The organism is Clavibacter quasicaliforniensis (genome assembly GCF_051201715.1).
Taxonomy (GTDB): Bacteria; Actinomycetota; Actinomycetes; order Actinomycetales; family Microbacteriaceae; genus Clavibacter; species Clavibacter seminis.
The window spans coordinates 2,725,338-2,751,004 of the sequence record NZ_CP139624.1 but is presented as its reverse complement, the minus strand read 5'-3'; the positions used below and the strand labels follow the sequence as shown (position 1 = coordinate 2,751,004).

At 72.3% G+C, this 25,667-nt stretch carries 26 protein-coding genes and 1 tRNA gene; 16 read left to right on the top strand and 11 right to left on the bottom strand.

Features of this window, described 5'->3' with window-relative positions; translation table 11 throughout:
* Nucleotides 1-112 precede the first annotated feature (112 nt).
* Genes NL142_RS13080 through NL142_RS13070 form a run of 3 tightly spaced genes read left to right on the top strand, consistent with a single transcriptional unit; the run spans nt 113 to nt 2,961 of the window.
* A complete protein-coding gene (locus tag NL142_RS13080) occupies nt 113-712 on the top strand; it encodes a heme-binding beta-barrel domain-containing protein (protein ID WP_012039187.1) in 600 nt (199 codons plus the stop codon).
* Nucleotides 702-1,856: a CAF17-like 4Fe-4S cluster assembly/insertion protein YgfZ gene (locus NL142_RS13075; RefSeq protein ID WP_435080097.1), complete on the top strand. Its 1,155-nt coding sequence runs from the start codon at nt 702-704 to the stop codon at nt 1,854-1,856. Before NL142_RS13080 ends, NL142_RS13075 begins: the two co-directional genes overlap by 11 nt.
* Nucleotides 1,840-2,961, top strand: coding sequence for an FUSC family protein (locus tag NL142_RS13070; RefSeq protein WP_435080096.1), 1,122 nt, complete (start codon nt 1,840-1,842; stop codon nt 2,959-2,961). Before NL142_RS13075 ends, NL142_RS13070 begins: the two co-directional genes overlap by 17 nt.
* On the opposite strand, the gene NL142_RS13065 is transcribed toward NL142_RS13070, so the two are convergent.
* On the bottom strand, nt 2,958-3,770 hold the full coding sequence (locus tag NL142_RS13065) for a class I SAM-dependent methyltransferase (RefSeq protein ID WP_194684992.1): 813 nt from the start codon (nt 3,768-3,770) through the stop codon (nt 2,958-2,960). The two genes, NL142_RS13070 and NL142_RS13065, sit on opposite strands and share 4 nt — an antisense overlap.
* 35 nt (nt 3,771-3,805) lie before the next feature.
* On the opposite strand from NL142_RS13065, the gene NL142_RS13060 reads away from it, so the two are divergent.
* Nucleotides 3,806-4,561: a phosphoglyceromutase gene (locus NL142_RS13060; RefSeq protein ID WP_435080095.1), complete on the top strand. Its 756-nt coding sequence runs from the start codon at nt 3,806-3,808 to the stop codon at nt 4,559-4,561.
* Nucleotides 4,562-4,645: 84 nt separating this feature from the next.
* On the opposite strand, the gene phoU is transcribed toward NL142_RS13060, so the two are convergent.
* On the bottom strand, nt 4,646-5,299 hold the full coding sequence (gene phoU / locus NL142_RS13055) for a phosphate signaling complex protein PhoU (RefSeq protein WP_012039182.1): 654 nt from the start codon (nt 5,297-5,299) through the stop codon (nt 4,646-4,648).
* Nucleotides 5,300-5,503: 204 nt separating this feature from the next.
* Between phoU and NL142_RS13050 the strand changes: the two genes are divergently transcribed.
* A complete protein-coding gene (locus NL142_RS13050; protein ID WP_435080094.1) occupies nt 5,504-6,667 on the top strand; it encodes a sensor histidine kinase in 1,164 nt (387 codons plus the stop codon).
* Entirely contained in the window at nt 6,664-7,344 is a 681-nt protein-coding gene (locus tag NL142_RS13045) for a response regulator transcription factor (RefSeq protein ID WP_012039180.1), read from the top strand. The genes NL142_RS13050 and NL142_RS13045 overlap by 4 nt, the downstream gene beginning before the upstream one ends.
* Before the next feature lie 89 nt (nt 7,345-7,433).
* Here the strand turns inward: NL142_RS13045 and NL142_RS13040 are convergent, their stop codons facing one another.
* Complete coding sequence (locus NL142_RS13040; RefSeq protein WP_435080093.1) at nt 7,434-8,000, bottom strand: hypothetical protein; 567 nt, start codon at nt 7,998-8,000, stop codon at nt 7,434-7,436.
* Between the two features lie 163 nt (nt 8,001-8,163).
* Here NL142_RS13040 and NL142_RS13035 point away from each other — a divergent pair, with 163 nt between their 5' ends.
* From NL142_RS13035 to rlmB, 4 genes are all read left to right on the top strand, one after another.
* Nucleotides 8,164-8,646 (top strand): CarD family transcriptional regulator, encoded by a 483-nt coding sequence (locus NL142_RS13035; protein ID WP_043586044.1) that lies wholly within the window; start codon nt 8,164-8,166, stop codon nt 8,644-8,646.
* 42 nt (nt 8,647-8,688) lie between these two features.
* Nucleotides 8,689-9,921, top strand: a complete 1,233-nt coding sequence (gene ispD / locus NL142_RS13030) for a 2-C-methyl-D-erythritol 4-phosphate cytidylyltransferase (RefSeq protein ID WP_194684988.1) — start codon at nt 8,689-8,691, stop codon at nt 9,919-9,921.
* Between the two features lie 83 nt (nt 9,922-10,004).
* Nucleotides 10,005-11,459, top strand: coding sequence for a cysteine--tRNA ligase (gene cysS, locus NL142_RS13025; protein WP_435080092.1), 1,455 nt, complete (start codon nt 10,005-10,007; stop codon nt 11,457-11,459).
* The gene (gene rlmB, locus NL142_RS13020; protein WP_194684986.1) at nt 11,449-12,519 is read left to right on the top strand and encodes a 23S rRNA (guanosine(2251)-2'-O)-methyltransferase RlmB; all 1,071 of its coding nucleotides are present in this window, start codon (nt 11,449-11,451) and stop codon (nt 12,517-12,519) included. Before cysS ends, rlmB begins: the two co-directional genes overlap by 11 nt.
* Nucleotides 12,520-12,590: 71 nt before the next feature.
* On the opposite strand, the gene NL142_RS13015 is transcribed toward rlmB, so the two are convergent.
* Together NL142_RS13015 and NL142_RS13010 are read right to left on the bottom strand one after the other, a co-directional pair.
* Nucleotides 12,591-13,895 (bottom strand): DUF4032 domain-containing protein, encoded by a 1,305-nt coding sequence (locus NL142_RS13015; RefSeq protein ID WP_012039174.1) that lies wholly within the window; start codon nt 13,893-13,895, stop codon nt 12,591-12,593.
* 100 nt (nt 13,896-13,995) lie between these two features.
* Entirely contained in the window at nt 13,996-15,096 is a 1,101-nt protein-coding gene (locus NL142_RS13010) for an ABC transporter ATP-binding protein (protein WP_045529457.1), read from the bottom strand.
* Nucleotides 15,097-15,411: 315 nt separating this feature from the next.
* On the opposite strand from NL142_RS13010, the gene NL142_RS13005 reads away from it, so the two are divergent.
* Entirely contained in the window at nt 15,412-16,329 is a 918-nt protein-coding gene (locus tag NL142_RS13005) for a DsbA family protein (protein ID WP_435080091.1), read from the top strand.
* Between the two features lie 41 nt (nt 16,330-16,370).
* Nucleotides 16,371-16,443: transfer RNA gene (locus NL142_RS13000), tRNA-Thr, on the top strand.
* Nucleotides 16,444-16,458: 15 nt separating this feature from the next.
* On the opposite strand, the gene NL142_RS12995 is transcribed toward NL142_RS13000, so the two are convergent.
* Nucleotides 16,459-17,061 (bottom strand): nitroreductase family protein, encoded by a 603-nt coding sequence (locus NL142_RS12995; protein WP_435081601.1) that lies wholly within the window; start codon nt 17,059-17,061, stop codon nt 16,459-16,461.
* A gap of 5 nt (nt 17,062-17,066) precedes the next feature.
* Complete coding sequence (gene msrB, locus NL142_RS12990) at nt 17,067-17,468, bottom strand: peptide-methionine (R)-S-oxide reductase MsrB (RefSeq protein ID WP_012039170.1); 402 nt, start codon at nt 17,466-17,468, stop codon at nt 17,067-17,069.
* 236 nt (nt 17,469-17,704) lie between these two features.
* Here msrB and NL142_RS12985 point away from each other — a divergent pair, with 236 nt between their 5' ends.
* From NL142_RS12985 to groL, 4 genes are all read left to right on the top strand, one after another.
* A complete protein-coding gene (locus tag NL142_RS12985; protein ID WP_435080090.1) occupies nt 17,705-18,034 on the top strand; it encodes a DUF3263 domain-containing protein in 330 nt (109 codons plus the stop codon).
* A gap of 33 nt (nt 18,035-18,067) precedes the next feature.
* Nucleotides 18,068-18,640, top strand: coding sequence for a LytR C-terminal domain-containing protein (locus NL142_RS12980; RefSeq protein ID WP_435080089.1), 573 nt, complete (start codon nt 18,068-18,070; stop codon nt 18,638-18,640).
* Nucleotides 18,641-18,860: 220 nt separating this feature from the next.
* Nucleotides 18,861-19,079, top strand: a complete 219-nt coding sequence (locus NL142_RS12975; protein WP_012039167.1) for a cold-shock protein — start codon at nt 18,861-18,863, stop codon at nt 19,077-19,079.
* A 189-nt stretch (nt 19,080-19,268) separates the two neighbouring features.
* Entirely contained in the window at nt 19,269-20,888 is a 1,620-nt protein-coding gene (gene groL, locus NL142_RS12970) for a chaperonin GroEL (protein ID WP_043586031.1), read from the top strand.
* A gap of 131 nt (nt 20,889-21,019) precedes the next feature.
* On the opposite strand, the gene NL142_RS12965 is transcribed toward groL, so the two are convergent.
* The 4 genes from NL142_RS12965 to NL142_RS12950 all read right to left on the bottom strand — a co-directional run bounded on the left by NL142_RS12965 (nt 21,020) and on the right by NL142_RS12950 (nt 25,650).
* Entirely contained in the window at nt 21,020-21,310 is a 291-nt protein-coding gene (locus NL142_RS12965) for a WXG100 family type VII secretion target (RefSeq protein WP_015491075.1), read from the bottom strand.
* A 46-nt stretch (nt 21,311-21,356) separates the two neighbouring features.
* Nucleotides 21,357-23,117 carry a sensor histidine kinase gene (locus NL142_RS12960; protein WP_435080086.1) on the bottom strand — a complete coding sequence of 587 codons (1,761 nt, stop codon included), beginning with the start codon at nt 23,115-23,117 and terminating at the stop codon, nt 21,357-21,359.
* A gap of 121 nt (nt 23,118-23,238) precedes the next feature.
* Nucleotides 23,239-23,931: a response regulator transcription factor gene (locus NL142_RS12955; RefSeq protein ID WP_012039163.1), complete on the bottom strand. Its 693-nt coding sequence runs from the start codon at nt 23,929-23,931 to the stop codon at nt 23,239-23,241.
* Between the two features lie 78 nt (nt 23,932-24,009).
* Nucleotides 24,010-25,650, bottom strand: coding sequence for a DNA repair helicase XPB (locus tag NL142_RS12950; protein ID WP_194684981.1), 1,641 nt, complete (start codon nt 25,648-25,650; stop codon nt 24,010-24,012).
* Nucleotides 25,651-25,667: the final 17 nt, after the last annotated feature.

The window sequence follows — 25,667 nt, the reverse complement described above, 5'->3', positions numbered from 1 at the left end:
CTCTGGAACTCTTCTTCACCGGACTGCTGGTCCTGGCGAGCCTCTCCATCGGCTGGGTCTCGCTCGTCGTGGTCTACAACCTCTTCCGCGGCCAGCGCTGACCGCGCGCCGCATGATCGAGATCCCGACCGGCCTCCCCGCCGAGCTCGTCCCGCTGTCCTGGCTCCTCGGCGTGTGGGAGGGCACCGGCGTCGTCGAGTACGCGGTCGGGGACGACGTCGTCCGCCGCGAGTTCGGCCAGCGCATCAGCTTCAGCCATGACGGGCTGCCGCACCTCAACTACTCCTCGTACGCGTGGGTCGAGGGCGACGACGGCCCCGTGCCGTTCGTCACGGAGACCGGCTACTGGCGGCTGCGACGCCGGGTCACCGACGGCGACCCGGGGCCGGCGATGCTGCCGCCCACGGGCGAGCGTCCGTTCACGACGGCCGACGAGGTCGAGACGCTCCGCAACGCGGACGGCGGGTTCGACGTCGAGGTCGCGCTCGTCCACCCGGGCGGGGTCAGCGAGCTCTACGTCGGCCAGGTGAAGAGCGCGCGCATCGACCTCGCGACCGACGCCGTGCTCCGCACCGAGGGAGCCAAGGCGTACACGGGCGCCACGCGGCTGTACGGGCTCGTCGAGCGCGACCTGCTCTGGGCGTGGGACATCGCGGCGCTCGGCCAGCCGCTGCGCACGCACGCCTCCGGGCGGGTGTCGCATGTCGACTGACCCCGTTCCCGCCGTCGCCCGCTCGCCCTTCCTCGACCTGCCCGGCGCAGTCGCGTCCGACGGGCCGGACGCCGGCGTGCCCGCGCACCTCGGGTCGCTCGTCGCCGAGCAGCGCGCGCTCGCCGCGGGCACCGCGATCGTCGACCTCTCGCACCGGGCCGTCCTCTCCGTCGCGGGGGAGGACCGGTTGACGTGGCTCGACTCCATCACGAGCCAGTCGCTCCGCGGCCTCGCGCCGGGCGACTCCGCGGAGACCCTCTTCCTCGACCAGAACGGGCGCCTCGAGCACGCGGTCGGCGTGCTCGACGACGGCGTCACCACGTGGCTCCTCCTCGGCGCCGGCGATGCGGATGCGCTGCTCGCCTACCTGCAGCGCATGCGCTTCATGCTCCGGGTCGAGCCCGCCGATCGCACGGCCGAGATGGCCGTCATCGGCACGCTCGGCGAGCCCGACCTCCCCGTCGCCGCGCCCGCCGGCGTGCCGCTCGTGTGGCGGGACCCGTGGGTCCACGTCGTCCCCGGCGGCCACCAGTACGCGGCCGCCGCGCCGCACCCGGCCGAGGGGTGGACCTGGAGCGAGCGCCTCGTGCCGCGGTCCGAGCTGCCGGCCGTCGTCGCGCGCGCCGCGTCAGGCGACCTGCCCGTCGCGGGCGTCCTCGCGGCCGAGGCCCTGCGGATCGCCGCGTGGCGACCGCGCTTCGCCACGGAGGTCGACGACCGCACCATCCCGCACGAGCTCGACTGGCTGCGCAGCGCCGTGCACCTCAGCAAGGGCTGCTACCGCGGCCAGGAGACTGTCGCCAAGGTGCACAACCTGGGCCGGCCTCCGCGCCGCCTGGTTCTGCTGCAGCTCGACGGATCCGACGCGGTGCTGCCGGGCGCGGGATCCGAGGTGCGGCTCCCCGGCGCCGCCGACGGCACCGCGGGCGAGGTCGTCGGGGCCGTCACCTCGAGCGCGCTGCACCACGAGCTCGGCCCGGTCGCGCTCGCGGTCGTGCGCCGCAACGTCGATCCCGCCCTCCAGCTCGAGGTCGTCGCCGACGACGTCCGGGTCCAGGCCATGCAGGACGTGATCGTGCCCACCGACGCCGGCCGCTCCGCCGACGTCCCGCGCCTGCCGCGGCTCGGTGCGGTCCGCCGCTGAGCGCGCGCGGGAGCGGTCGGCCCGTGCCGCCCGCACCCTGAGGCACCGGGCGGATCCGCGGGCCGCGCTCCTGCGTCTCTGGGGATCCGCGCCCGCCGCCCTGCAGATCGCCGTCGCGGCCACCGGCGGCTGGGCCTTCGCGCACCACGTGCTCGGGCACGACACGCCGCTGCTCGCGACGACCGTGACCATCACGAGCCTCGGCTTCGTCCGCGACGCACGGCCCGTGCGCGTGCTGGAGACCGCGATCGGCATGACCGTCGGGATCACGCTGAGCGAGGTGCTGCTGCTCGGCATCGGCCGCGGTGCCTGGCAGCTGTTCGTCATCATCCTGGCGACCCTGCTGGTGGCGCGGCTGCTGTCGTCGAACGCCGCGTTCGCGGTGGCCGCCGGCGTGCAGGCCGTGCTCGTCGCGCTCCTGCCCGCGCCGCCGGGCGGGGTGTTCGTCCGCAGCGTCGACGGGCTCGTCGGCGGCGCGGTGGCGCTGCTCGCGACCGCGCTCATCCCGCGGGATCCGCGGCGCCAGGCCCTGCGCGAAGCCCGCCGCGTCTTCTCCGAGTGCTCCTACGCGCTCACGTCGCTCGTCTCCGCGCTGCGGCTCGGCGACGCGACCGCGGCCGACCGCGCGCTCGACCGCCTCCGCCGCACCCAGCCGCTCATCGACGCGTGGAGCGCGGCGGCCGACTCGGCGCTGTCCATCGCGCGGATCTCGCCCTTCCTCCGCCGCCACCTGCCGGAGCTGCGGGCCCAGCGGCGCGTGCTCGACGGCATGGACCTGGCCGTGCGGAACCTCCGCGTCATCTCCCGCCGCATCGACTTCCTCGTGGTCGACGGGGTGCGCCGCCCGGTGCTCGCGGAGCTGCTCGCGACCGTCTCCAACGGCGTGAACCTCCTCGGCCAGAGCCTGTCGGATCCGTCGGCCGCGCCCCTCGCCCAGCAGAACCTCGTGCTGGTGGCCGTCCGGCTGGATCCGCGCGAGCTCATCCCCGGCGCCCCCGTCGGCGAGGTCATGCTCGTCATGCTGCTGCGGCCGCTCCTCGTCGACCTCCAGGTGGCGGCGGGAGTGGACGCGGACACCGCACGTGCCGCGCTGCCCGAGGTCTAGGCCGGCGCCACCGCGGACCACGGCACCGTCAGCTCCCCGAGCCGCCAGCGCGCGTGCCCGCCCTCGACCGGCACGCCTGCGTCGCGCATCCGACGCACCGTGCCCAGCCACTGCTGCCGCGGGCCGTACACGCCGAGCGGGGCGCTGAGGATCCAGCTGCGGTCGAGGAGGGCGAGCACCTCGTGCACGCGCTCGCCGGGGACGTTGCGGTGGATGAGCGCCTTCGGCAGCCGCTCCGCCACGATCGACGGCAGCTCCAGCCCCGCCAGGCGCAGCGAGATCGTGAGGCTGCGCGGGCCGTCCTCGCGCACGTCAACCCAGCTCGCGACCCGGCCGATCTCGTCGCACGTGCCCTCCACCACGGATCCGCCGGGCGCCAGCCGCGCCGCCATGCGCGCCCATGCCGCGGGCACGTCGGCCTCGTCGTACTGCCGCAGCACGTTGAACGCGCGGATCACGGTCGCCCGCTCGCCACCGGGCAGCGGCACCTCGAACCCGCCGCGGACGAAGGAGATCCGCTCGCGGGCGGAGGCGTCGGGCCACGCCGCGAGCTGCTCGCGGGCCCGCGCCACGCGTCCCGGCTCGATCTCGATGCCCACGACGCGCACGTCCGGCCGCGTCGCGCGCAGCCGCCGGTGCATCTCGAGCGCCGTGATCCCGCTCGCGCCGTAGCCGAGGTCCACGACGAGCGGCGCGGGAGCGGTGCGCAGGGAGCCGAGGGTCGCGATCCACCTGTCGACGCGCCGGAGGCGGTTCGTGTTGGTCGTCCCGCGCGTCACGGAGCCGACGGGGGAGGCGGCGCCCGGCATGGGTCCAGTCTCCCATCGCTCGATAGGCTTGAGGCATGGCTGAACCCCGCACCCTCGTGCTGCTGCGTCACGGCAACAGCGACTGGAACCAGAAGAACCTGTTCACCGGATGGGTGGACGTCGAGCTGAGCGAGCAGGGCGTCGCGGAGGGGCAGCGCGCCGGCGAGCTCCTCGCCGAGTCCGGCATCCTCCCCGACGTGCTGCACACCTCCGTCCTCATCCGCGCCATCGACACCGCCAACATCGCGCTCAAGCGCGCCGGCCGCTCGTGGATCCCCGTCCAGCGCACCTGGCGCCTCAACGAGCGCCACTACGGCGCGCTGCAGGGCAAGGACAAGGCGCAGACCCTCGCCGAGTACGGCCCCGAGCAGTTCGCCACCTGGCGCCGCTCGTTCGACGTGCCGCCGCCCCCCATCGCCGACGACGACGAGTACTCGCAGTCGCGCGACCCGCGCTACGCCGACCTCGGCGAAGCGCTGCCGCGCACGGAGTGCCTCAAGGACGTCATCGAGCGGATGCTGCCCTACTGGGAGTCCGACATCCAGCCCGACCTCGCCTCGGGCCGCACCGTGCTCGTCACGGCGCACGGCAACTCGCTGCGCGCGCTCGTGAAGCACCTCGACGGCATCTCCGACGCGGACATCGCGGAGCTCAACATACCCACGGGCATCCCGCTCGTGTACCGCCTCGACGAGGACTTCCGCCCGATCGTCCCCGGCGGCGAGTACCTCGACCCGGAGGCGGCCGCCGCAGGCGCCGCGGCCGTGGCCGCGCAGGGCAGCAAGAAGTAGCGCCACCCGCCCGTACGACGAGAGCCCGACCGGATGATCCGGTCGGGCTCTCGTCATCGCTGCGGGTCGCGGCCCGCGGCGGGATCAGGCGTCGGCCTGCACCCAGTCGCCGGTCGCGAGGTACTGCACGGTCTTCGCGATGGACACCGCGTGGTCGGCGAAGCGCTCGTGGTAGCGGCTGGCGAGCGTGGAGTCGACCGTGTCGACGGCCGCGCCCTTCCAGGTCTCGCCGAGCACCTTGTCGAAGACGCTGAGGTGCAGCTCGTCGATGCGGTCGTCGTCGTTGCGGATCTCCTCGGCGAGCTTCGGGTCCTCGGTGGTGAGGAGGTCCGTGAGCTTGCGCGCGATGGCCACGTCGAGCTGGCCGAGCTCGAGGAAGGTGGGGCGGAGCGACTTCGGGACCACCTTGTCCGGGAAGCGGTAGCGCGACAGCTGCGCGATGTGCTCCGCGAGGTCGCCCATGCGCTCGAGCGACGCGCTGATGCGGAGCGCGCTCACGACGATGCGCAGGTCGCGGGCGACCGGCTGCTGGCGGGCGAGGATGTTGATCGCGAGCTCGTCGAGGCTCGTGGCGAGCTCGTCGATCCGGCGGTCCTGCTCGATCACGGTCTCGGCGAGGCTGACGTTCGACTCGTTGAACGCGCGGGTCGCGTTCTCGATGGAGATGGCGACGAGCGCGGAGATCTCGATGAGACGCTCCTGGACCTCGTGGAGCTCCTGCTGGAACACTTCGCGCATGGGGGACGTCCTTTCAGGCCGCCCCGCTGCGAGGGGCGGGGTGGTTCTCGGGCACGGCGGACCCCTGGTGACGGGCCCACATCCTCCGACTCTGGTCATGCGAGGTTAACGCACGGTGCCGGCCAGCTGAATTCGCGGCCTCGTGGCCCCCGTGGCGGGGCCGGACGGCCGGGACGCCCCGATGCCGTCTCCTAGTGTGGGCGCATGGACACCGGTGCGTTGGTGCTCGTCTGCCTCCTCATCGGATTGGCGGTCGGCGCGGGATTCGTGTGGCTGCTGAACCACGCGGCGGACCGCGGCGACCGCGCCGTCGAGATCACGAACCCGGTCGTCCCCGACGGCGTCGACCAGGTGCTCGACGCGCTCGAGTCCGCGGGCATCGTCCTCGACCCCTCCAACAACGTGATGAAGGCGTCGCCGGGCGCCATCTCCTCCGGCCTCGTCTTCCACCAGGCGCTGGTCCACCCCGAGCTCGTCTCGATGGTCGACCGCGTGCGCCGGTCCGGCGAGCCGCTCGCCGAGGAGGTGTCGCTCGCGCGCGGCCCGTTCGGCGCGGCCGAGTTCCAGATGCACGTCCGCGTCGCCCGCCTCGGCACCCGCTACGTGCTCCTGCTCGCGCAGGACCGCACCGAGTCGCACCGCCTCGACCAGGTGCGGCGCGACTTCGTGGCCAACATCAGCCACGAGCTCAAGACGCCCATCGGCGCGGTCGGGCTCCTCGCGGAGGCGCTCGACTCGTGCGCCGACGACGCCGTGCAGGTGCGGCGGTTCGCCGCCCGGCTGACCACGGAGTCGGCCCGGCTCGCGCGCATCACGCAAGAGATCATCGAGCTGTCGCGGCTCGAGGCGGCCAACGCGCTCGAGAAGGCCGAGCCCGTCGACGTCGACCACGTCATCAGCGTCGCGCTCGACCAGGTGCGGCTCGGCGCGGAGCTCCGCGGCATCGAGCTCGCACGGGGCAAGCGGTCGCGCTCGACCGTCTACGGCGACGAGGCCCTCCTCGTCGTGGCCGTGCACAACCTGCTGAGCAACGCGGTCAACTACTCCCCGGACGGCTCGCGGGTCGGCATCGGCGTCATGGTCGACGACGGCGCCGTCGAGGTCGTGGTCACCGACCAGGGCATCGGGATCCCCGAGGATGAGCAGGGCCGGATCTTCGAGCGCTTCTTCCGCGTCGACCAGGCCCGTGCCCGCGACACCGGCGGCACGGGACTCGGGCTCAGCATCGTCAAGCACGTCGTGCAGAATCATGGCGGCGACGTGCGGGTCTGGTCCCGCCCCGGCCGCGGCTCGACCTTCACCATCCGCCTCCCCGAGGCATCGCAGACCCCGGCGCTCGCCGGTACGGACATCGGAGAACCCACGTGACACGCATCATGCTCGTCGAGGACGAGGCGTCGCTCAGCGAGCCGCTCGCCTTCCTGCTCCAGCGCGAGGGATACGAGGTGGACGTCGTCGAGGACGGTCCCGCCGCGGTGGCCTCGTTCGACAAGGACGGCGCCGACCTGATCCTGCTCGACCTCATGCTCCCCGGCCTCCCCGGAACCGAGGTGTGCCGGGAGATCCGCACGCGCTCGGCCGTGCCGATCATCATGCTCACCGCCAAGGACTCCGAGGTGGACATCGTCGTGGGCCTCGAGCTGGGGGCCGACGACTACGTGACGAAGCCGTACTCGACGCGCGAGCTGCTGGCGCGGATCCGCGCCGTGCTCCGCCGCCGCGTCGAGGTCGACGACGAGCCGCTCAACGTGCTCGAGGTCGGCTCCGTGCGCATGGACGTGGAGCGCCACACGGTCGAGGTCGACGGCCGGGAGATCGCGATGCCGCTGAAGGAGTTCGAGCTGCTCGAGCTGCTGCTGCGGAACGCCGGGCGCGTGCTCACGCGCGGCCAGCTCATCGACCGGGTGTGGGGATCCGACTACTTCGGCGACACGAAGACGCTCGACGTGCACATCAAGCGGATCCGCTCCAAGATCGAGCGCGAGCCGTCGGACCCCGTGCTCCTCGTCACCGTCCGCGGGCTGGGCTACCGCTTCGAGGCCTAGGCCGCCGACCGGCCGGCCGGCACGACGAAGGCCCCGTCCCGTGAGGGGCGGGGCCTTCGTCATGCGGGGCCGCGAGCGCGACCGGCGGGCTAGTTCGTGCTGTCCCCGAGGCCCTCGTCGCCGTCCGTGGTGCCTGGCGTCGTGGTGACCTTCGTGTCCGGGGTGGATCCGGTCTCGCCGGGCACGAGGTTCGTGTACGTCTCCTGGTCGCCGTTGAGCACGGGGACGTCCATCTCGACGCCCTCGGCGTCGCCGTACTGGATGTAGATCTTGGTGAGCGAGCCCGGCGTCGGGTCGACGGAGTCGAAGGTGATGCGCTGGGAGTCCTCGGCGCCGAACTTCGTGAGGCCGGGGGCCGCCGTGACGGTGCGCGTCTCGCGGTCCGCGCTGCCCTCGGTGAGCTCGTGCTGGAAGGAGACGCGCTGGCTGTCGCCCGAGTTGTTGACGAGCGTGACGACGAGGCTCGCGCCGGCCGCGGATCCGCCCTCGGTGAGGAGGATGGCGTTGCGCACCTCGATGTCGCCGACCGTGGCGTCGAAGCCGTCGCTCGGGAAGTAGGAGATTTGCGTGGCCTGGGGCGTGATGAACGTGCACGACGACGTGCCGACCGCGATCAGGGCCGCGAGGACGATGGACGATGCGGTACGCGCTCTCACGGGACCCTCCGGTTGTCGCGCGGGCCGGCGCCGGGGCGTCCGGAGGCGTCCGCGCTGGATCAGCTGACCCGCTCAGCCTACGGGATCGGGTGGCGGGCGACCGCCCGCGGGCGCGCGGGACCCGGCTGGTATCCTGAGGGGAAGTCCACAGAACGGGGAACCCATGCTCTTCGAGGTCGGCGAGACCGTCGTGTACCCGCATCACGGGGCGGCGACCATCATCGAGGTGAAGAAGCGCATCATCCGCGGCGAGGAGAAGCTGTACCTCAAGCTCGACGTCAACCAGGGCGGCCTCCAGATCGAGGTGCCCGCGGAGAACGTCGACATGGTCGGCGTCCGCGACGTCATCGGGCGCGAGGGCGTGGAGAGCGTCTTCGCGGTGCTCCGCGCCGAGTTCACCGAGGAGCCCACCAACTGGTCGAGGCGCTACAAGGCGAACCTCGAGAAGCTCGCGTCGGGCGACGTGCTGAAGGTGGCCGAGGTCGTGCGCGACCTGTGGCGTCGCAACCAGGACCGCGGCCTGTCCGCCGGCGAGAAGAGCATGCTGCAGAAGGCCCGCGGCATCCTCGTGGGCGAGCTGGCCCTCGCGGAGAAGACCGACGAGGAGCACGCGTCCACGCTGCTCGACGAGGTCCTCGCCTCCTGATCGCCCGGCGTCGGCGCGCGTCGCCGCCGGTAGCCTGACCGCATGAGCCACGACCCCGTCGTCCCGTCCGCCCCCGCGAGCGATGGCGGCGCGACTGGCGGGCCACGAATCGGCGTCGTCGTGGTGGCCGCGGGAAGCGGCACGCGGCTCGGGGCGGGGATCCCGAAGGCGCTCGTGGAGGTCGGCGGCGTGACGCTGCTGGCCCGCTCGCTGTCCTCGGTCCTCGGCCTCGCCGAGGAGGCGCACGTCGTCGTCGTGGCGCCGGACACGCACCTGGCCGAGACGTCCGCCGTCGTCGACGGCGTCGCGGGGGCGGCACGCGGATCCGTCGTGGTCGTGGTCGGAGGAGCGACCCGGCAGGGGTCCGTGCGGGCGGGCCTCGCCGCGCTCGCCGGATCCGTCGACACGGTCCTGGTGCACGACGCCGCGCGCGCGCTCACGCCCACCGCCCTGTTCGCGGCCGTGGTTCAGGCCGTCCGGGCGGATGGCGCCGGCGTCGTCCCCGGCCTGCCCGTCACCGACACCGTCAAGCGCGTGGATCCGGCGGGGGAGTGCCTCGGCACCGTCGACCGCAGCGACCTGGTCGGCGTCCAGACCCCGCAGGGATTCCCGCGGGCAGCGCTCGACGCCGCGTACGCACGGGCTGCCGCCGAGCACACGGACGACGCGGCCCTGTTCCAGGCGTCGGGCGGACGCGTCCGGGTGATCCCCGGCGACGCCCTCGCCTTCAAGGTCACCACCGCGTGGGACCTCCGGCGCGCGGAGGAGCTCGTCGCCAGGGACGCGGGCGCGGGATCCGCCGCCTCGCGCCTCCGCTCGGGCATCGGCACCGACGTGCACGCGGTCGACGCCACGCAGCCGCTCTGGCTCGCCGGCCTGCACTGGCCGGGCGAAGCGGGTCTCGCCGGCCACAGCGACGGCGACGCGGTCAGCCACGCGATGTGCGACGCGCTCCTCTCCGCAGCGGGTCTCGGCGACATCGGCGGGATCTTCGGCACCGACGACCCGGAGCTCGACGGCGCGCACGGCGAGGTCTTCCTGCGGAGGACCGCTGGGCTCGTCCGCGACGCCGGCTACCGGATCGTGAACGTCGCCGTGCAGGTCATGGCCGTCCGCCCCAAGCTGTCCCCGCGGCGGGCCGAGGCCGAGGGGATCCTCTCGGCCGCCGTGGGCGCGCCCGTCTCGCTCGCCGGCACGACCACCGACGGGCTCGGCTTCACGGGTCGCGGCGACGGCGTCGCCGCGGTCGCGACGGCCCTCGTCGAGCGCCTCTGACCGCGCTGTCGCGACGGCCGTGGACCGCCCTCCCGGCCCGTCATCCGGCGGGGGCGCGGATGCGCGCTGACTAGGATCTCTCTGTGACCCTGCGCCTCCATGACTCCCGGACGCAGTCCCTGCGGGACTTCGTGCCGCTCGTCGACGGCAGGGTCGGCATCTACGTCTGCGGCCCCACCGTGCAGTCCGCGCCGCACATCGGCCACCTCCGGAGCGCGCTCGCGTACGACCAGCTGCGCCGCTGGCTCACCCACCGCGGGCTCGACGTGACGCTCGTGCGCAACGTCACGGACATCGACGACAAGGTCATAGACAACGCGCGCCGCGGCCAGGAGGCCGGCGGCACCGAGGAGTGGTGGGCGCTCGCCTACCGCGTCGAGCTCGAGTTCTCCCGCGCGTACTCGGCCCTCGGGATCCTCCCGCCCAGCTACGAGCCGCGCGCCACCGCGAGCATCGGCGAGATGCAGGAGATCATCCGGCGCCTCGTCGAGCGCGGCCACGCGTACGCGGCCGGCGACGCATCCGGCGACGTCTACTTCGACACCGCCTCCTGGCCCGAGTACGGCGAGCTCACGCGCCAGCGCGCCGCCGACATGGAGGCCGCCGCCGACGCGGATCCGCGCGCCAAGCGCGACGTGCGCGACTTCGCCCTCTGGAAGGGCGCCAAGCCCGGCGAGCCCGCGAGCGCGTCCTGGCCGTCGCCGTGGGGCGCCGGCCGCCCGGGCTGGCACATCGAGTGCTCCGCCATGTCCACGCGATACCTCGGCGCCGAGTTCGACATCCACGGCGGCGGACTCGACCTCCGCTTCCCGCACCACGAGAACGAGCTCGCGCAGTCGCGGGCCGCGGGGGATCCGTTCGCCCGCTACTGGCTGCACAACGGCCTCGTCGCCGTCGCCGGCCAGAAGATGAGCAAGTCGCTCGGCAACTCGCTCTTCGCCGCCGACCTGCTCGCCTCCGCGCGGCCGGTGGTTGTGCGCTACTTCCTCGGATCCGCGCACTACCGCTCGACCCTCGAGTTCCACGACGGCGCGCTCGCCGAGGCCGAGGCCGCCCTCGACCGCATCGAGACCTTCCTCGACCGCAGCGCCCGCCGCCTCGCCGGCACGCGCTTCCAGGCCGCGCCCGCCTCGACGGACGGCGCGCCCGCCGCCGTGCCCGCCGAGTTCGCCGAGGCCATGGACGACGACCTCAGCGTCCCGCAGGCGCTCGCCGTGCTCCACGACGCCGTCCGCGCGGGCAACGCCGCCCTCGACGCCGGCGACCTCCAGGAGGCGGCGTCGCTGCGCGCGGACGTCTCCGCGATGGTGGCCGTGCTCGGGATCGACCCGCTGGCCGACGAATGGCGAACCGCCTCCGACCAGCCCGCGCGCCGTGCGCTGCAGGCGCTGGTCGAGCACCGGATCGCCGAGCGACAGACCGCGCGGGAGGCCAGGGACTTCGCCCTCGCCGACCGCATCAGACAGGAGCTGGCCGAGGCCGGCATCACGATAGAGGACTCGCCTGGCGGGTCGCATTGGAGCATCGATGGCGAATAAGCCCAGCCGCTCAGGCGCGGTACGGAAGACCAAGAAGGGCCCGCTCAAGGGATCCGGAGGGCAGGGCAGGCAGGCCCTCGAGGGCAAGAAGCCCACGCCCAAGGCCGAGGACCGGCCGTACCACCCCGCCGGGAAGCGCAAGCTCGCGAAGGACCGGTACGAGGCGGCGTCCGCGGGCGCCAACCGCGGCCGCGATGAGCGCGCCGATCGCGCCGCGGCACCTCGGTCCGCGGCGCCGCGCGCCCGCGCGACCGACCGGCCCGCCGGGGCCGACGCCCCGCGCGCCCGCCGCGCGAAGCAGCAGGACGAGTCCGAGGTCGTCACCGGTCGCAACTCGGTCGTCGAGGCGCTCCGGGCCAAGATCCCCGCGACCGCGCTCTACATCGCCTCGCGCATCGAGTACGACGACCGCGTCAAGGAGGTCCTGTCGCTCGCCACCGGGCGCGGGATCCCCGTGCTCGAGGTCATGCGCCCCGAGCTCGACCGCATCGCGGGCCACGACGCCGTCCACCAGGGCCTCGCGCTCAAGGTGCCGCCCTACGAGTACGCGGACGCGATCGAGCTGCTCGACAAGACCATCTCGCGCGGCCAGCTGCCGCTCCTGGTGGCCCTCGACGGCATCACCGACCCGCGCAACCTCGGGGCGATCATCCGCTCGGTCGCCGCGTTCGGCGGCCACGGCGTGATCGTGCCGCAGCGTCGCTCGGTCGGCCTCACCGCCAGCGCGTGGAAGACCTCGGCCGGTGCCGCGGCGCGCACGCCCGTCGCCATGGCGTCGAACCTCACCCAGACGCTGAAGGCGCTCAAGCAGCGCGGCGTCTTCGTGGTCGGCCTCGACGGCGGCGGCGACATGTCGCTGCACGAGTTCACGCTCGCCGACCGGCCGATCGTGGTCGTCGTCGGATCCGAGGGCAAGGGCCTGTCGCGCCTCGTCACCGAGACCTGCGACACCGTGGTGTCCATCCCGATCGGCGCCTCCACCGAGTCCCTCAACGCCGGCATCGCCGCGAGCGTCACGCTCTACGAGATCGGCAAGCTGCGCGCCGCGAAGCGGAAGTAGCGCACCGAACGCAGGAGGAGCCGGGACCCCAGGGTCCCGGCTCCTACTGAGTTCGCCCCACGCAGAGGCGGTCAGACCTTCGTGCGCCAGTCCTCCGCGGCCTCGGCCTCGGTGATCGGGACGTCCGACTCGTCCTCGATGACGCCGATCGACTCGGTCGGCGGGTCGATGACCGTCGCCTCGTCGCGCCGGTGGCGGAGGATGTCCTGCACGTACGCGGTCACGGCCTCGGCGAGCGGGATGTCCCTGCTGAGCTTCTGCGACATGTACCAGCGGTGCTCGAGCAGCTGGTGGAAGATCTCGGCGGGCTCCAGCTTGCCGCGGAGGTCGCGGGGGATCGCCCGCACGACGGGCTCGAAGACGCGCGCGACCCACTCGTGCGCCACCATCTCCTCGTCGAGATCCTGCTTGTCGAACGTCGCCGTGTACGAGTCGAGGTCGTTGAGGAGTCGACGCGCCTGGTTCTCCTGCGCGTCCACTCCCGTGAGGCGCAGCAGCCGGCGCTGGTGGTGCCCCGCGTCGACGACCTTGGGCTGGATGCGCACCTGCGAGCCCTCGGCGGTCGTGCGGATCGCGAGCTCCTCGATGTCGAAGCCGAGGTCGTTGAGGCGGTCCACGCGCTCGTTGATCCGCCAGCGCTCCGAGGTCGGGAACTCCTCGCGTCCGGTGAGCTCCTTCCAGAGCGTGCGGTACTGGGCGACGATGCGCGTGCTCGTCTCGAGCGGGTCGAGCCCCTCCTCGATGCGGCCGCCCGCCTCGAGGTCCATGAGCTCGCCGGCGATGTTGACGCGCGCGATCTCGAGGTCGTTCTCGCGCTGCCCGTTGGAGAGGCCGCCGTTGAAGAGCTTGCCGGTCTCCGCGTCCACCAGGTAGGCGGCGAAGGCTCCCGCGTCGCGGCGGAAGAGGGTGTTCGACAGGGAGACGTCGCCCCAGAAGAAGCCGATCATGTGCAGCCGGACGAGCAGCACGGCCAGGGCGTCGACGAGGCGCGTCGCCGTGTCCGGCCGCAGCTGCTGCGAGAAGAGCGCCCGGTAGGGGAGCGAGAACTTGAGGTGCCGGGTGACGAGCACCGACTTGAGCGGGTCGCCGTCCTCGTCGGTGCGGTTCATGATCACCGCGACGGGCTCCACGCACGGGATCTCGAGCCGCTGCAGCGTCCGCAGCATGTCGTACTCGCCGCGGGCCATCTCGTCCGTCGTCTCCTTGATGGCGATGACGTAGCCGGACAGGTTCGCGAAGCGCACGAGGTGCCGCGAGATGCCCTTCGGGAGCGTCGCGATGGCCGAGGACGGCCACTCGTCGAGCGGCAGCTGCCAGGGCAGGTCGAGGAGCGCGGGATCGACCGTCGCCGAGGTGATGTTCAGGGATCCGGCCATGCTGCGACCCTACCCGACCCCGGAAACCAGGCTGCCGCGGCCCCCGGTGCTCCCGGCGGGGGAGCGTGGGGACCGCGGCAGCGGTGGTGGGTCGGCTCGATCAGCCCGCGGCGACCGGCGCGTTGAGGCGGAGGCCGCTCTCGGCGTCGAAGGCGTGGAGGTGGCCGGGCTGCGGCGTGATGAAGACGGTGTCGCCGGCGTTCGGGTGCAGGCGGCCGTCGACGCGCGCGACGAGGTCGGTGCGCTTGCCCTCGATGTCGGTGTGGCCGTAGAGGTAGCCGTCCGCCCCGAGCTCCTCGACGAGGTCGACCGTGACCGAGAGGCCCTGGCCCTGCGAGGTGCTGACGACGACGTCCTCGGGGCGCACGCCGATGGTGACCGCTCCGCCGGTGGCGTTGGTGAGCACGTCGCGCTCCACCGGGACCACGGCGGTGCCGAACTGCACGCCGCCGTCGACGACGTTCGCCGTGAAGAGGTTCATCGCGGGCGAGCCGATGAAGCCGGCCACGAAGACGTTCTGCGGCTTCTCGTAGAGGTCGCGCGGGGTGCCGACCTGCTGGAGGACACCGTCCTTGAGGACCGCGATGCGGTCGCCCATGGTGAGCGCCTCGGTCTGGTCGTGGGTGACGTAGACCGTGGTGACGCCGAGGCGGCGCTGGAGCGACGCGATCTGCGTGCGGGTCTGGACGCGGAGCTTCGCGTCGAGGTTCGACAGCGGCTCGTCCATGAGGAACACCTGCGGCTGGCGGACGATCGCACGGCCCATGGCCACGCGCTGGCGCTGGCCGCCGGAGAGGGCCTTGGGCTTGCGGCTGAGGTAGGGCTCGAGGTCGAGGAGCTTGGCGGCCTCTAGGACGCGGGTGGCGCGCTCGTCCTTGCCGACGCCCGCGATCTTGAGCGCGAAGCCCATGTTCTCGGCGACCGTCATGTGCGGGTACAGCGCGTAGTTCTGGAAGACCATCGCGATGTCGCGGTCCTTCGGCGGCACGTCCGTGACGTTGCGGTCGCCGATGAAGATGTTGCCGTCGTTGACCTCCTCGAGGCCCGCGAGCATGCGGAGGGTGGTCGACTTGCCGCAGCCGGACGGGCCGACGAGGACGAGGAACTCGCCGTCGGCGACCTCCAGGTCGATCTGGTCGACCGCGGGGCGCGTCGAGCCCGGGTAGAGGCGCGTGGCCTTGTCGAAAGTTACAGATGCCATTTCGGTGTTCTCCTTCACGGGCAGGTACGTGCCCGACGATCCGTGGTGATGGATGTGATGCTCATGGCTCATCGCTGTGGGCGACGACGACCACCCGATGAGTATTGCACGCGGGTCTCTGGTCGGGAAGCCCGGCACGATGCGGATCGGCGGCTATTCCCCACCCGGGGACAGGGTGTCGCGGGCCTGTATCGTCTCCTGCGGCGATGCACCCGCGCCCGCCGCGTCACCGCTTTCCCAGACTGGCCGCCTAGAGTCCTGAGGTCGTCCGGGAGCCCGCCCGCGCCCGACTCCCCATCCACTGAGCGAGGATCCATGAGCAGCACGCCGCCCGCGCACGAACCGCACGGCGGTCACCGACGACGCCGCGAGGCCGCTCGGGAGAAGGCGCGGCTCAACCGCATGAAGCAGCGTCGTCGCGATGTCGTGGGCCGGTACGCCATCCGCGGCGGCATCGCCGCGGCGCTGGTCGCGGTGGTCGTGGTCGTGGGCCTCGTCGTCGTCCAGGGCGCGCGTCCCGCAGGGCCCGGGCCGCAGAACATGGCGAGCGACGGCATCCTCATCGGGAAGGACCTCGCGGCCACACCCACGAAGGCCCTCGACCCGGAGCAGGATCCGGTGCCCACCGGCTCCGAGGCGGCGGGCGTCGCCCACATCCGCGTCTACGTCGACTACCTCTGCACCGCGTGCAAGGAGTTCCAGGACACCAACGGCGCGCAGATGGAGGGCTGGCTCCAGTCGGGTGCGGCCACGGTGGAGATCCACCCCGTCGCGATCCTCACCAGCAAGTCGCAGGCCTACTCCCTCCGGGCGGCCAACGCGGCCGCGTGCGTCGCCGACGCGGCGCCCGACGACTTCTGGGCCTTCAACTCCGCGCTCTTCGCGGAGCAGCCCGCCGAGCAGAGCACGGGCCTCAGCGACGATCGCATCGTCGAGCTCGCCGGGCAGGCGGGCGCCGGCTCGTCCGACATCGCGAAGTGCGTCTCCGACCAGCGGTTCCAGTCGTGGGTCAACGCCGCGACCGACCGCGTCCTGGACGGCGACATCCCCGACTCGAACGTCGACAAGGTCGTGGGCGCGCCGATCATCGTGGTGGGCGACCGCCAGTACACGGGCCAGCCGGACGACGCGAAGGCGTTCGCCGCCTTCGTGCTCCAGGCCGCAGGCCAGGACGCGACGACGACGCCCACCCCGACCCCCGCGCCGTCCGAGATGCCGACGACCGCCCCGTAGCGCGGCTCGTATGATGGATCGACGGCCCGCGAGGTCCGTCGGCCGGCCTGGCGCAATTGGTAGCGCACCGCACTTGTAATGCGGCGGTTACGGGTTCGAGTCCCGTGGCCGGCTCTCGATGCCGCTCGCTCAGTCGAGGACGGTGATCATCCGCTCGCCGTCGACGGTCGGACGCGGGCCCTTGTCGTCGTCGGCGACATCGCCGACGTAGAGCCAGCCGAGCAGGTCCTCGCCGTCGCGCAGGCCGTGCATCCGTCGCACCGGCTCGCTGCGCGTGAGGCTGCCGGTGCGCCAGAACACGCCCCATCCCTGCTCCTCGAGCAGCAGGGTGAGAGCGTGCGCGACACCCGCGGCGACCGCCTCCTGCTCCCAGTCCGGCGCCTTGCGGCTCGGGGTGCGGCTGGCGACGACGGCGATCAGGAGGCTCGCGCGATGCGTCTTCTTGCGATGCTTGCCGGATCCGGGATCGCCTGCCGCCTCGTCCATCGCGGCGCCGAGGCTGTCGCGCGCGCCTCCGCGGATCTCGATGACCCGCCACGGCCTCAGCCCGCCGTGGTCGGCGAGCCGTGAGGTGGCCTCGACGAGCGGGACGAGATCCTCGTGCGTCGGGGCGGCTTCGCCCACGGACGAGCGGGACCGCCGACCACGGAGCGCCTCCAGGACGGCTCCGCCCTGCGCGGGGGTGCCGGGCCCGGACGGGTCGGGGGTGCCGCCCGCCCGATGCCGCGGCACGTCGATCACTCCGCGGTGCGGAACGACATGGAGACCGAGTTCATGCAGAACCGGTCGCCGGTGGGGGTCTGCGGCGCGTCGTCGAAGACGTGCCCGAGGTGCGATCCGCAGCGGGCGCAGACGACCTCGACGCGCTTCATGCCGAGGCTCGTGTCCGTGTACAGCTTGACGGCGTCGCTCTCCTTCGGAGCGTAGAAGCTCGGCCACCCGCAGTGGGAGTCGAACTTGGTGTCGCTCGTGAACAGCTCGGCGCCGCAGGCCTTGCACCCGTAGACGCCGGTGCGCTCCTCGTCCAGCAGCTCGCCGGTCCAGGGGCGCTCGGTGGCCTGCTGGCGCAGCACCGCGTATTCCTCCGGGGAGAGCTCCTGGCGCCACTCGTCGTCGGTCTTCTCGATCTCGTAGGCCATGTGCGGGTCCTTTCTCGCTGGTCGATCCTAGGGGCGGCGTCCCAGCGCGCCTCCATGGACAACCGCCGCGGGCCCCCGTCGATTCCTGCATGCGGGGGACGATCCGCTCCGGGATGCGAGCGGACGCGATGCGATGCCGCCGTGCCCGTCGCGGTGCGTGGACACCCCGGCATGCTGCGCGAGGCGCTCAGCGAGGCGCACCTAGTATGTGGGGGATGTCGGGGAAGGAGCATGCCGTGGACCAGCGCGAGACCAGCTCCACGACCGCTCCGGCGGCCGGACCGCATCCGGTCGTCGAGCTCGACGCCCGCGCCCGCGCGGTCCTCGACTTCGAGCGGGACTGGACGCGTCACGCCGGGGCGAAGGAGGAGGCCATCCGCCAGGCCTTCGGCCTCTCGGCCACGCGCTACTACCAGCTGCTCGGATCCCTGCTCGAGACGCGCGAGGCCCTCGCCTACGACCCCCTGCTCGTCGGGCGCCTCCTGCGACTCCGCGAGACGCGCGCCGCCGCGCGCGCAGCACGCGCCCTGCCCACCGGTCTCCCGCACCGACCGACCGCGCGCTGACCCCGCGCCCCACCGAGGAGACACGAGACCCCCATGCCCTCCCACGCTCCCGACCGCTTCGACGAGGTCCCCGGCGACCTGAGCCGAGTGGGCGCCCATCGCGCGCCCCGTCCGCCTCACCACCGCTTCCGCGCCTTCGCGTGGGCGGCCCTCGCGACCGGCCTGCTCGTGGGCCTCGGCGTCGTCGGGCTCTTCGTCATCAACGACCGGGTCTCGTTCACCGACATCATCCCGAGCGGCGGCTCCTCCGAGGAGGCCGCGCCCACCGAGGAGCCGACCGCCGCTCCCACCGCAGTGCCCGGCATGGTCGTGACCGTCCTCAACGGCACGAGGACGTCGGGTCTCTCGGCCCGGGCCGCGACGGCGCTCCAGAAGGAGGGCTGGGCCATCGCGTCCCGCTTGAACGCCAGCTCCACCGACATCGCCACCACGACCGTCTACTACTACGACGACGCGGACGAGGGTGCCGCGCGCGGCCTCGTCGCAGCGCTGGGGGTGGGGGACGTGGCGCAGTCCGACCAGTTCCGACCAGCCGAGGGCACGGCGGCGGCCCAGGCGTCGAAGCTCACGGCCGTGCTCGGCGCCGACTACGCGGCCAAGGGCTGACCGCCTCCGTATCGGCCCGCCGAGCCGTCCCCGTGGAGTAACCCGACGGGGCATCGTCGGCTCTGTCTATCGTGCTGCCTGGTCGCACGCCCGCCGCGTCCAGGTGCTGCGCGCCGTACGTCCCTAGGGCGTGGCGCGGGGTCGATGCAGGGCCCCGCGGCCGACCCGGGGGTGGCGGCACCGCGCCCCCGACACCGCGCATTCGCACATGGAGAAGCACATGGCCAACGGCACCGTGAAGTGGTTCAACGGGGAGAAGGGGTTCGGGTTCATCACCGTGGACGCCGTCGAGGGCGGTCCTGCCCAGCAGGACGTCTTCGTCCACTACTCGGCGATCGAGATGTCCGGCTACAAGGTCCTCGAGGAGGGGCAGCGCGTCGCCTTCGAGATCGGCCAGGGCTCCAAGGGCCTGCAGGCGGAGAACGTCACGTTGGCCTAGGGAGCATCCCGCCACGACGCCGTCGCCCGTCCGGGCGGCGGCGTCGTCGCATCCCGACCGGCGTCCGGCCTGTGGGCGGCTCGCTTGCACTCCCGTAGGGCGAGTGCCAGAATCGTCCCTGGCACTCCCTCACGGGGAGTGCTAGACGACTGCCTTTTTCCTGACGTCCGGGAGGGACGAGAGATACACATGGCTAAGATCATCGCTTTTGACGAAGAAGCCCGCCGCGGCCTCGAGCGCGGCCTGAACATCCTGGCCGACGCGGTCCGCGTGACCCTCGGCCCGCGTGGCCGCAACGTCGTCCTCGAGAAGAAGTGGGGCGCCCCCACCATCACGAACGACGGCGTCTCCATCGCCAAGGAGATCGAGCTCGACGACCCGTTCGAGAAGATCGGCGCGGAGCTCGTCAAGGAGGTCGCCAAGAAGACCGACGACGTCGCCGGTGACGGCACGACCACCGCGACCGTCCTCGCGCAGGCGCTGGTCCGCGAGGGCCTCCGCAACGTCGCCGCGGGCGCCGACCCCATCAGCCTCAAGCGCGGCATCGAGAAGGCCGTCGCGGCCGTCACGGAGGAGCTCAAGGCCGCCGCGAAGGAGATCGAGACCAAGGAGGAGATCGCCGCCACCGCGTCCATCTCCGCCGGCGACGCCACCATCGGCGCCATCATCGCCGAGGCGATCGACAAGGTCGGCAAGGAGGGCGTCGTCACCGTCGAGGAGTCCAACACCTTCGGCACCGAGCTCGAGCTCACCGAGGGCATGCGCTTCGACAAGGGCTACCTGTCGCAGTACTTCGTCACGGACCCCGAGCGCCAGGAGGCCGTGTTCGAGGACGCGTACATCCTGATCGTCAACTCGAAGATCTCGAACATCAAGGACCTCCTGCCCATCGTCGACAAGGTCATCCAGTCGGGCAAGCAGCTCCTCATCATTGCCGAGGACGTCGACGGCGAGGCCCTGGCCACGCTCGTCGTGAACAAGATCCGCGGCATCTTCAAGTCGGTCGCCGTCAAGGCCCCCGGCTTCGGCGACCGTCGCAAGGCGCAGCTGCAGGACATCGCCATCCTCACCGGTGGCCAGGTCATCGCCGAGGAGGTCGGCCTCAAGCTCGAGAACGTCACCCTCGACCTGCTCGGCACGGCCCGCAAGGTCGTCATCACCAAGGACGAGACCACGATCGTCGAGGGCGGCGGAGACGCCACCGAGATCGCGGCGCGCGTGCAGCAGATCCGCAACGAGATCGGCAACACGGACAGCGACTACGACCGCGAGAAGCTCCAGGAGCGCCTCGCGAAGCTGGCCGGCGGCGTCGCCGTCATCAAGGCCGGCGCCGCGACCGAGGTGGAGCTCAAGGAGCGCAAGCACCGCATCGAGGACGCCGTCCGCAACGCGAAGGCCGCCGTCGAGGAGGGCATCGTCGCCGGTGGTGGCGTCGCCCTCATCCAGGCAGGCAAGCTCGCGTTCGAGAAGCTCCAGCTCGAGGGCGACGAGGCGACGGGCGCGAACATCGTCCGCGTCGCGGTCGACGCTCCGCTCAAGCAGATCGCCCTCAACGCGGGCCTCGAGCCCGGTGTCGTGGCCGAGCGCGTCCGCAACCTCCCCTCGGGTCACGGCCTCAACGCCGCAACGGGCGAGTACGTCGACATGCTCGCCGCGGGCATCAACGACCCGGTGAAGGTCACGCGCTCGGCTCTGCTGAACGCGGCGTCCATCGCCGGTCTGTTCCTCACGACCGAGGCGGTCGTCGCCGACAAGCCCGAGAAGAACCCGGCCCCGGCCGGCGACCCCACGGGTGGCATGGACTTCTAGTCCGACCGGGTGGGGCGGAGACGCCCCGCCCACCAGCACGATCAGCACGGAGAAGCGGGCGGTCCCTCACGGGGCCGCCCGCTTCGTCGTGCGCTGATGCTCCTGCGGCGGTCGACGGCCGCCGCATCGCGCTAGTGCGCGAACATGCGGGCGTTGCCCTCCTCCACCTCCGCGTACTGCCGGGCGGCGGAGCTCAGCGCCTGGTTGATGCTCGCCAGCGCCTCCTCGACGCGCTGTTGCGTGCCCTTCCACTCGGCGACCACGCCCTGGAAGGCCGTGGCCGCGCTACCGGACCACGAGCCCTGCAGGTCGGCGAGCTGGCCGTGCAGGCCCGCCACCTCCGCCTGGATGCGGCCGATGCTGCCCTGGACCGCCGCGGTGGCCGACAGGACGGCCTCGCTGTCCACCTGATACCTCGTCATGCGTCTCCTCCTTCTCGTCGTGGGACGGGCGGAGGCTATGCGGAGATCAGGACGCGGGGGCGGGCGGGGTGCTGGGCGTGGAGGCCGTCGAGCCCTCGGCGCTGGGGAGGAGGGGCAGGATCACGCGGAAGGTCGCGCCGCCGCCCTCGGTCTCGACCACGTCGACGCGGCCGCGGTGCGCGGCGACGATGGCGGACACGATGGCGAGACCGAGCCCGCTGCCGCCGGTCTCCCGGGTGCGCGACGTGTCGGCGCGCCAGAAGCGCTGGAAGATCTTCTCGCGGATCTGCGGGGGCACCCCGTCTCCGTGGTCGCGGACCTCGATGCGCGCCTCGCGTGCGGCCTCGTCGACGACGGTGGCGAGCTCGATCGGGCTGCCGGCGGGCGTGAAGCGCACCGCGTTGCCGATGAGGTTGGTCACCACCTGCCGGATCTTGTTCTCCTCCGCCTGGACCATGGCGAAGCCCTCGGCGGGGATGCGTGCGTCGTCGTCGCCGGGGCGGGCCGGGGCGAGGGCGTCCGTCGCCGTCTCGCCGGGGCGGCGCGAGCGCCGGGAGCGGAACCGCGACAGCGTGGCGCCGGCGAAGGCGATGGGCCCGGTCGCGTCGTTCCCGGACGTCGTCGCGGTGCCGCGCTGCGCGTCCGGGGACAGGTCCTGGGTGGGCTCGAGGCCGTCGGCGTCGAGGATCGGGCCGACGGGGTTGACGAGGACGGGCGGGAGCGCCGTGACGGTGCGCGTCTGGGAGGAGGCCATCGCGTCGAGGGCGGCGTCGCGGGCGATGGGGTAGAGGTCGACGGGTGCGAGCTGCAGCGGCTTCGTCTCGTCCAGCCGCGCGAGCTCGAGGAGGTCCTCGACCAGCCCGCCCATGCGGATGGCCTCCTTCTCGATGCGCTCCATGGCCTGGGACACGTCCTCGGGCGTCTGCAGCGCCCCCATGCGGTAGAGCTCGGCGTAGCCGCGCACGGAGACCAGCGGCGTGCGGAGCTCGTGGCTGGCGTCGCCGACGAAGCGCCGCATCTGGTCGATGGTCTTGGCGCGGTCGGCGAAGGCACGGTCGATGCGGCTGAGCATCATGTTGAGGGAGCGGTTGAGGCGTCCGACCTCGGTGTTCGGGGTGGCGCCGCCGAGTCGCTGGCTGAAGTCGCCGCCCGCGATGGCGGCCGCGGTGCGCTCGACTTCGCGCAGCGGGCCGAACGTGCTGGTCACCAGCATGCGCGTGACCGCGGCGCCGAGCACGACCACGGCGAGGCCGAAGCTCGCGAAGATGACGATGTACGTGGCGACGAGGTCGTCCACCTGCTCGAGCGGGCGGGCCACGACGAGCGTCGAGTACTCCATGGCGTCCGGCGAGGCGTTCTGCGACACCCGGACGATGCCGTGCCACGCCTTCTTGCCGGAGTTGTCCGAGAAGACGACGATCTCGTTGTTGATCTGCGAGGCGCGCGCCAGGTCGAGGCCGAACACCCGCGGGTGCTCGGCGGAGTCGCCCGTCCAGTTGTCGGCGAGCACGTCGCCCTGGGCGTCCAGGAGCACCACGAACCAGGCCGGATCGGCGGTTGCCACGTCGTCCTGGGTGAAGGTGTCCGGCATCGAGGCGTCCGTGTTGAGCACCTTCGGGAGCTGCGTGATGGTGACCCGGAGCTGCGCGTCGAGCTGGCTCACCATCTGCTGCCGCAGCAGGTACATGGTGCCGGCGCCGGAGACGAGGAGGCCCAGCAGGAGCAGGAGCACCGTGACGCTCGTGATCTTGGTGCGCAGGGAGACGTTGTTCCACTTCTCCGACACGTAGTCGTGCACTGGCCGCACCTCGTGTTCCCGTCTCGCTGACCTGGGTCGAGGATATGCGACCCAGCATGTGCGGACGGCCGGGCGCCCAGCGGGCGTCCGGCCGTTCAGGTGCAGCGGGTCCTCATGCGGGCCCGGAGGGTCAGGACTTGGCGGCCTTGAGCATGTAGCCGAACCCGCGCTTGGTCTGGATGACCGGCTCCGAGGAGTGCTGGTCGAGCTTGCGGCGCAGGTAGGAGATGTAGGACTCGACGATGCCCGCGTCTCCGTTGAAGTCGTACTCCCACACGTGGTCGAGGATCTGGGCCTTCGACAGCACGCGGTTGGGGTTCAGCATGAGGTAGCGGAGGAGCTTGAACTCGGTGGGGCTCAGCTCGATGGGCTCCTCGCCCACGAGGACCTCGTGCGTGTCCTGGTCCATGGTGAGCTCGCCCGCGCGGATGATGGCGTCCTCGTCGGCGTGCATCGTGCGGCGGAGGATCGCCTTGATGCGCGCGACGATCTCGTCGAGGCTGAACGGCTTGGTGACGTAGTCGTCGCCGCCGACGGTGAGGCCCGTGATCTTGTCCTCGGTGTCGTCCTTCGCCGTGAGGAAGAGGATGGGCGCCGTGTACCCGGCGGCCCGGAGCCGCTTGGTGACGCCGAAGCCGTTCATGTCCGGCAGCATCACGTCGAGGATGATGAGGTCGGGTTCCTCCTCGAGGACGGCCGAGATCGCCTGGGCGCCGTTGCCGACGGCGCGGACCGCGAACCCGGCGAACCGGAGGCTCGTGGTCAGCAGGTCGCGGATGTTGGGTTCGTCATCGACGATAAGGATCTTCGGGCCATCGCTCATGGGATGAAGTATCTGCGCGCTCGCTGGGAGCGGCCTGGACGCGCAGGGCGAGCGGCCCCGGCGGATGCGCGCCGGAGATCAGGCCGCGATGCCGGCGGCGTCGAGGATCGTGTAGCTGTAGCCCTGCTCGGCCAGGAAGCGCTGGCGGTTCTGGGCGAAGTCCTGGTCGACGGTGTCGCGGGAGACGAGCGTGTAGAAGCTCGCGGATAAGCCGGACGCCTCGGGGCGGAGCAGGCGACCGAGGCGCTGCGCCTCCTCCTGGCGGGAGCCGAACGAGCCGGACACCTGGATCGCGACCGTGGCGTCGGGCAGGTCGACCGAGAAGTTGGCGACCTTGCTCACGACGAGGACCCGCTCGGTGCCGTCGCGGAACGCCTGGTAGAGCCGCTCGCGCTCGGCGACGGGCGTCGCGCCCGTGAGCTTCGGGGCGCCGAGGGCCTCCGCGAGCTCGTCGATCTGCTCCAGGTACTGCCCGATGACGAGGATGCTCTCGCCGCGGTGCCGCTCGACCAGGGCGCGCGTCACGTCGAGCTTGGCCGGCGCGGTGGCGGCGAGGCGGTATCGCTCGTCGTCCGCGGCCGCGGCGTAGACGAGGCGCTCGTCGTCGGGCAGGTCGATGCGCACCTCGAAGCACTCGGCGGGGGAGATGAAGCCCTGGGCCTCGATCTCCTTCCAGGGCGCGTCGAACCGCTTCGGGCCGATGAGGCTGAACACGTCGCCCTCGCGGCCGTCCTCCCGCACGAGCGTGGCCGTGAGGCCGAGGCGGCGGCGGGCCTGGAGGTCCGCGGTCAGCTTGAAGACGGGCGCGGGCAGGAGGTGCACCTCGTCGTAGACGACGAGGCCCCAGTCGAGCGCGTCGAGGAGCGCGAGGTGCGCGTACTCGCCCTTCCTCTTGGCGGTGAGGATCTGGTACGTCGCGATGGTCACGGGCTTGACCTCACGGGACTGGCCCGAGTACTCGCCGATCTCGTCCTCGGTGAGCGTGGTGCGCTTGAGCAGCTCCGAGCGCCACTGGCGGGCCGACACGGTGTTCGTGACGAGGATCAGCGTGGTGGTCTTGGCTCGGGCCATGGCGGCGGCTCCCACGAGCGTCTTGCCGGCGCCGCAGGGGAGGACGACCACGCCGGATCCGCCGTCGAGGAAGTGGTCGACCGCGTCGGTCTGGTAGCCGCGGAGCGTCCAGCCGTCCTCCACGAGCGCCATGTCGTGGGGCGTGCCGGGCGTGTATCCGGCGAGGTCCTCGGCGGGCCAGCCGATCTTCACGAGCTCCTGCTTGAGCTGCCCGCGCGCCCACGCCTGCACGCGGTAGGTCGTCGCGTCCACGCGCTCCGTGAGCAGCGGCGCGATGCGGCGGGAGCTCGCGACCTCCGAGAGGACGGCGGACTCCGTGCTCGAGATCTGCAGCTCCCCGTCCGAGTCACGCCCGATGACGAGGCGGCCGTAGCGGCCGACCGTGTCGGTGACGTCGACCGTGACCGACTGCGGCACGGGGAACCGGGAGTAGCGCTCGAGGGTGGCGAGCATGTCCTCGGCCGTGTGCCCGGCGGCGCGGGCGTTCCAGAGGCCGAGCCGGGTGATCCGGTACGTGTGGATGTGCTCGGGCGCGCGCTCCAGCTCGGCGAAGACAGCTAGGTCGTGGCGCGCGTCCTCGGCGTCGGCGTGGGCCACCTCGAGGAGGACGGTGCGGTCGCTCTGGACGATGAGGGGGCCGTCGGGCATGCCCGCCAGCCTAGGCG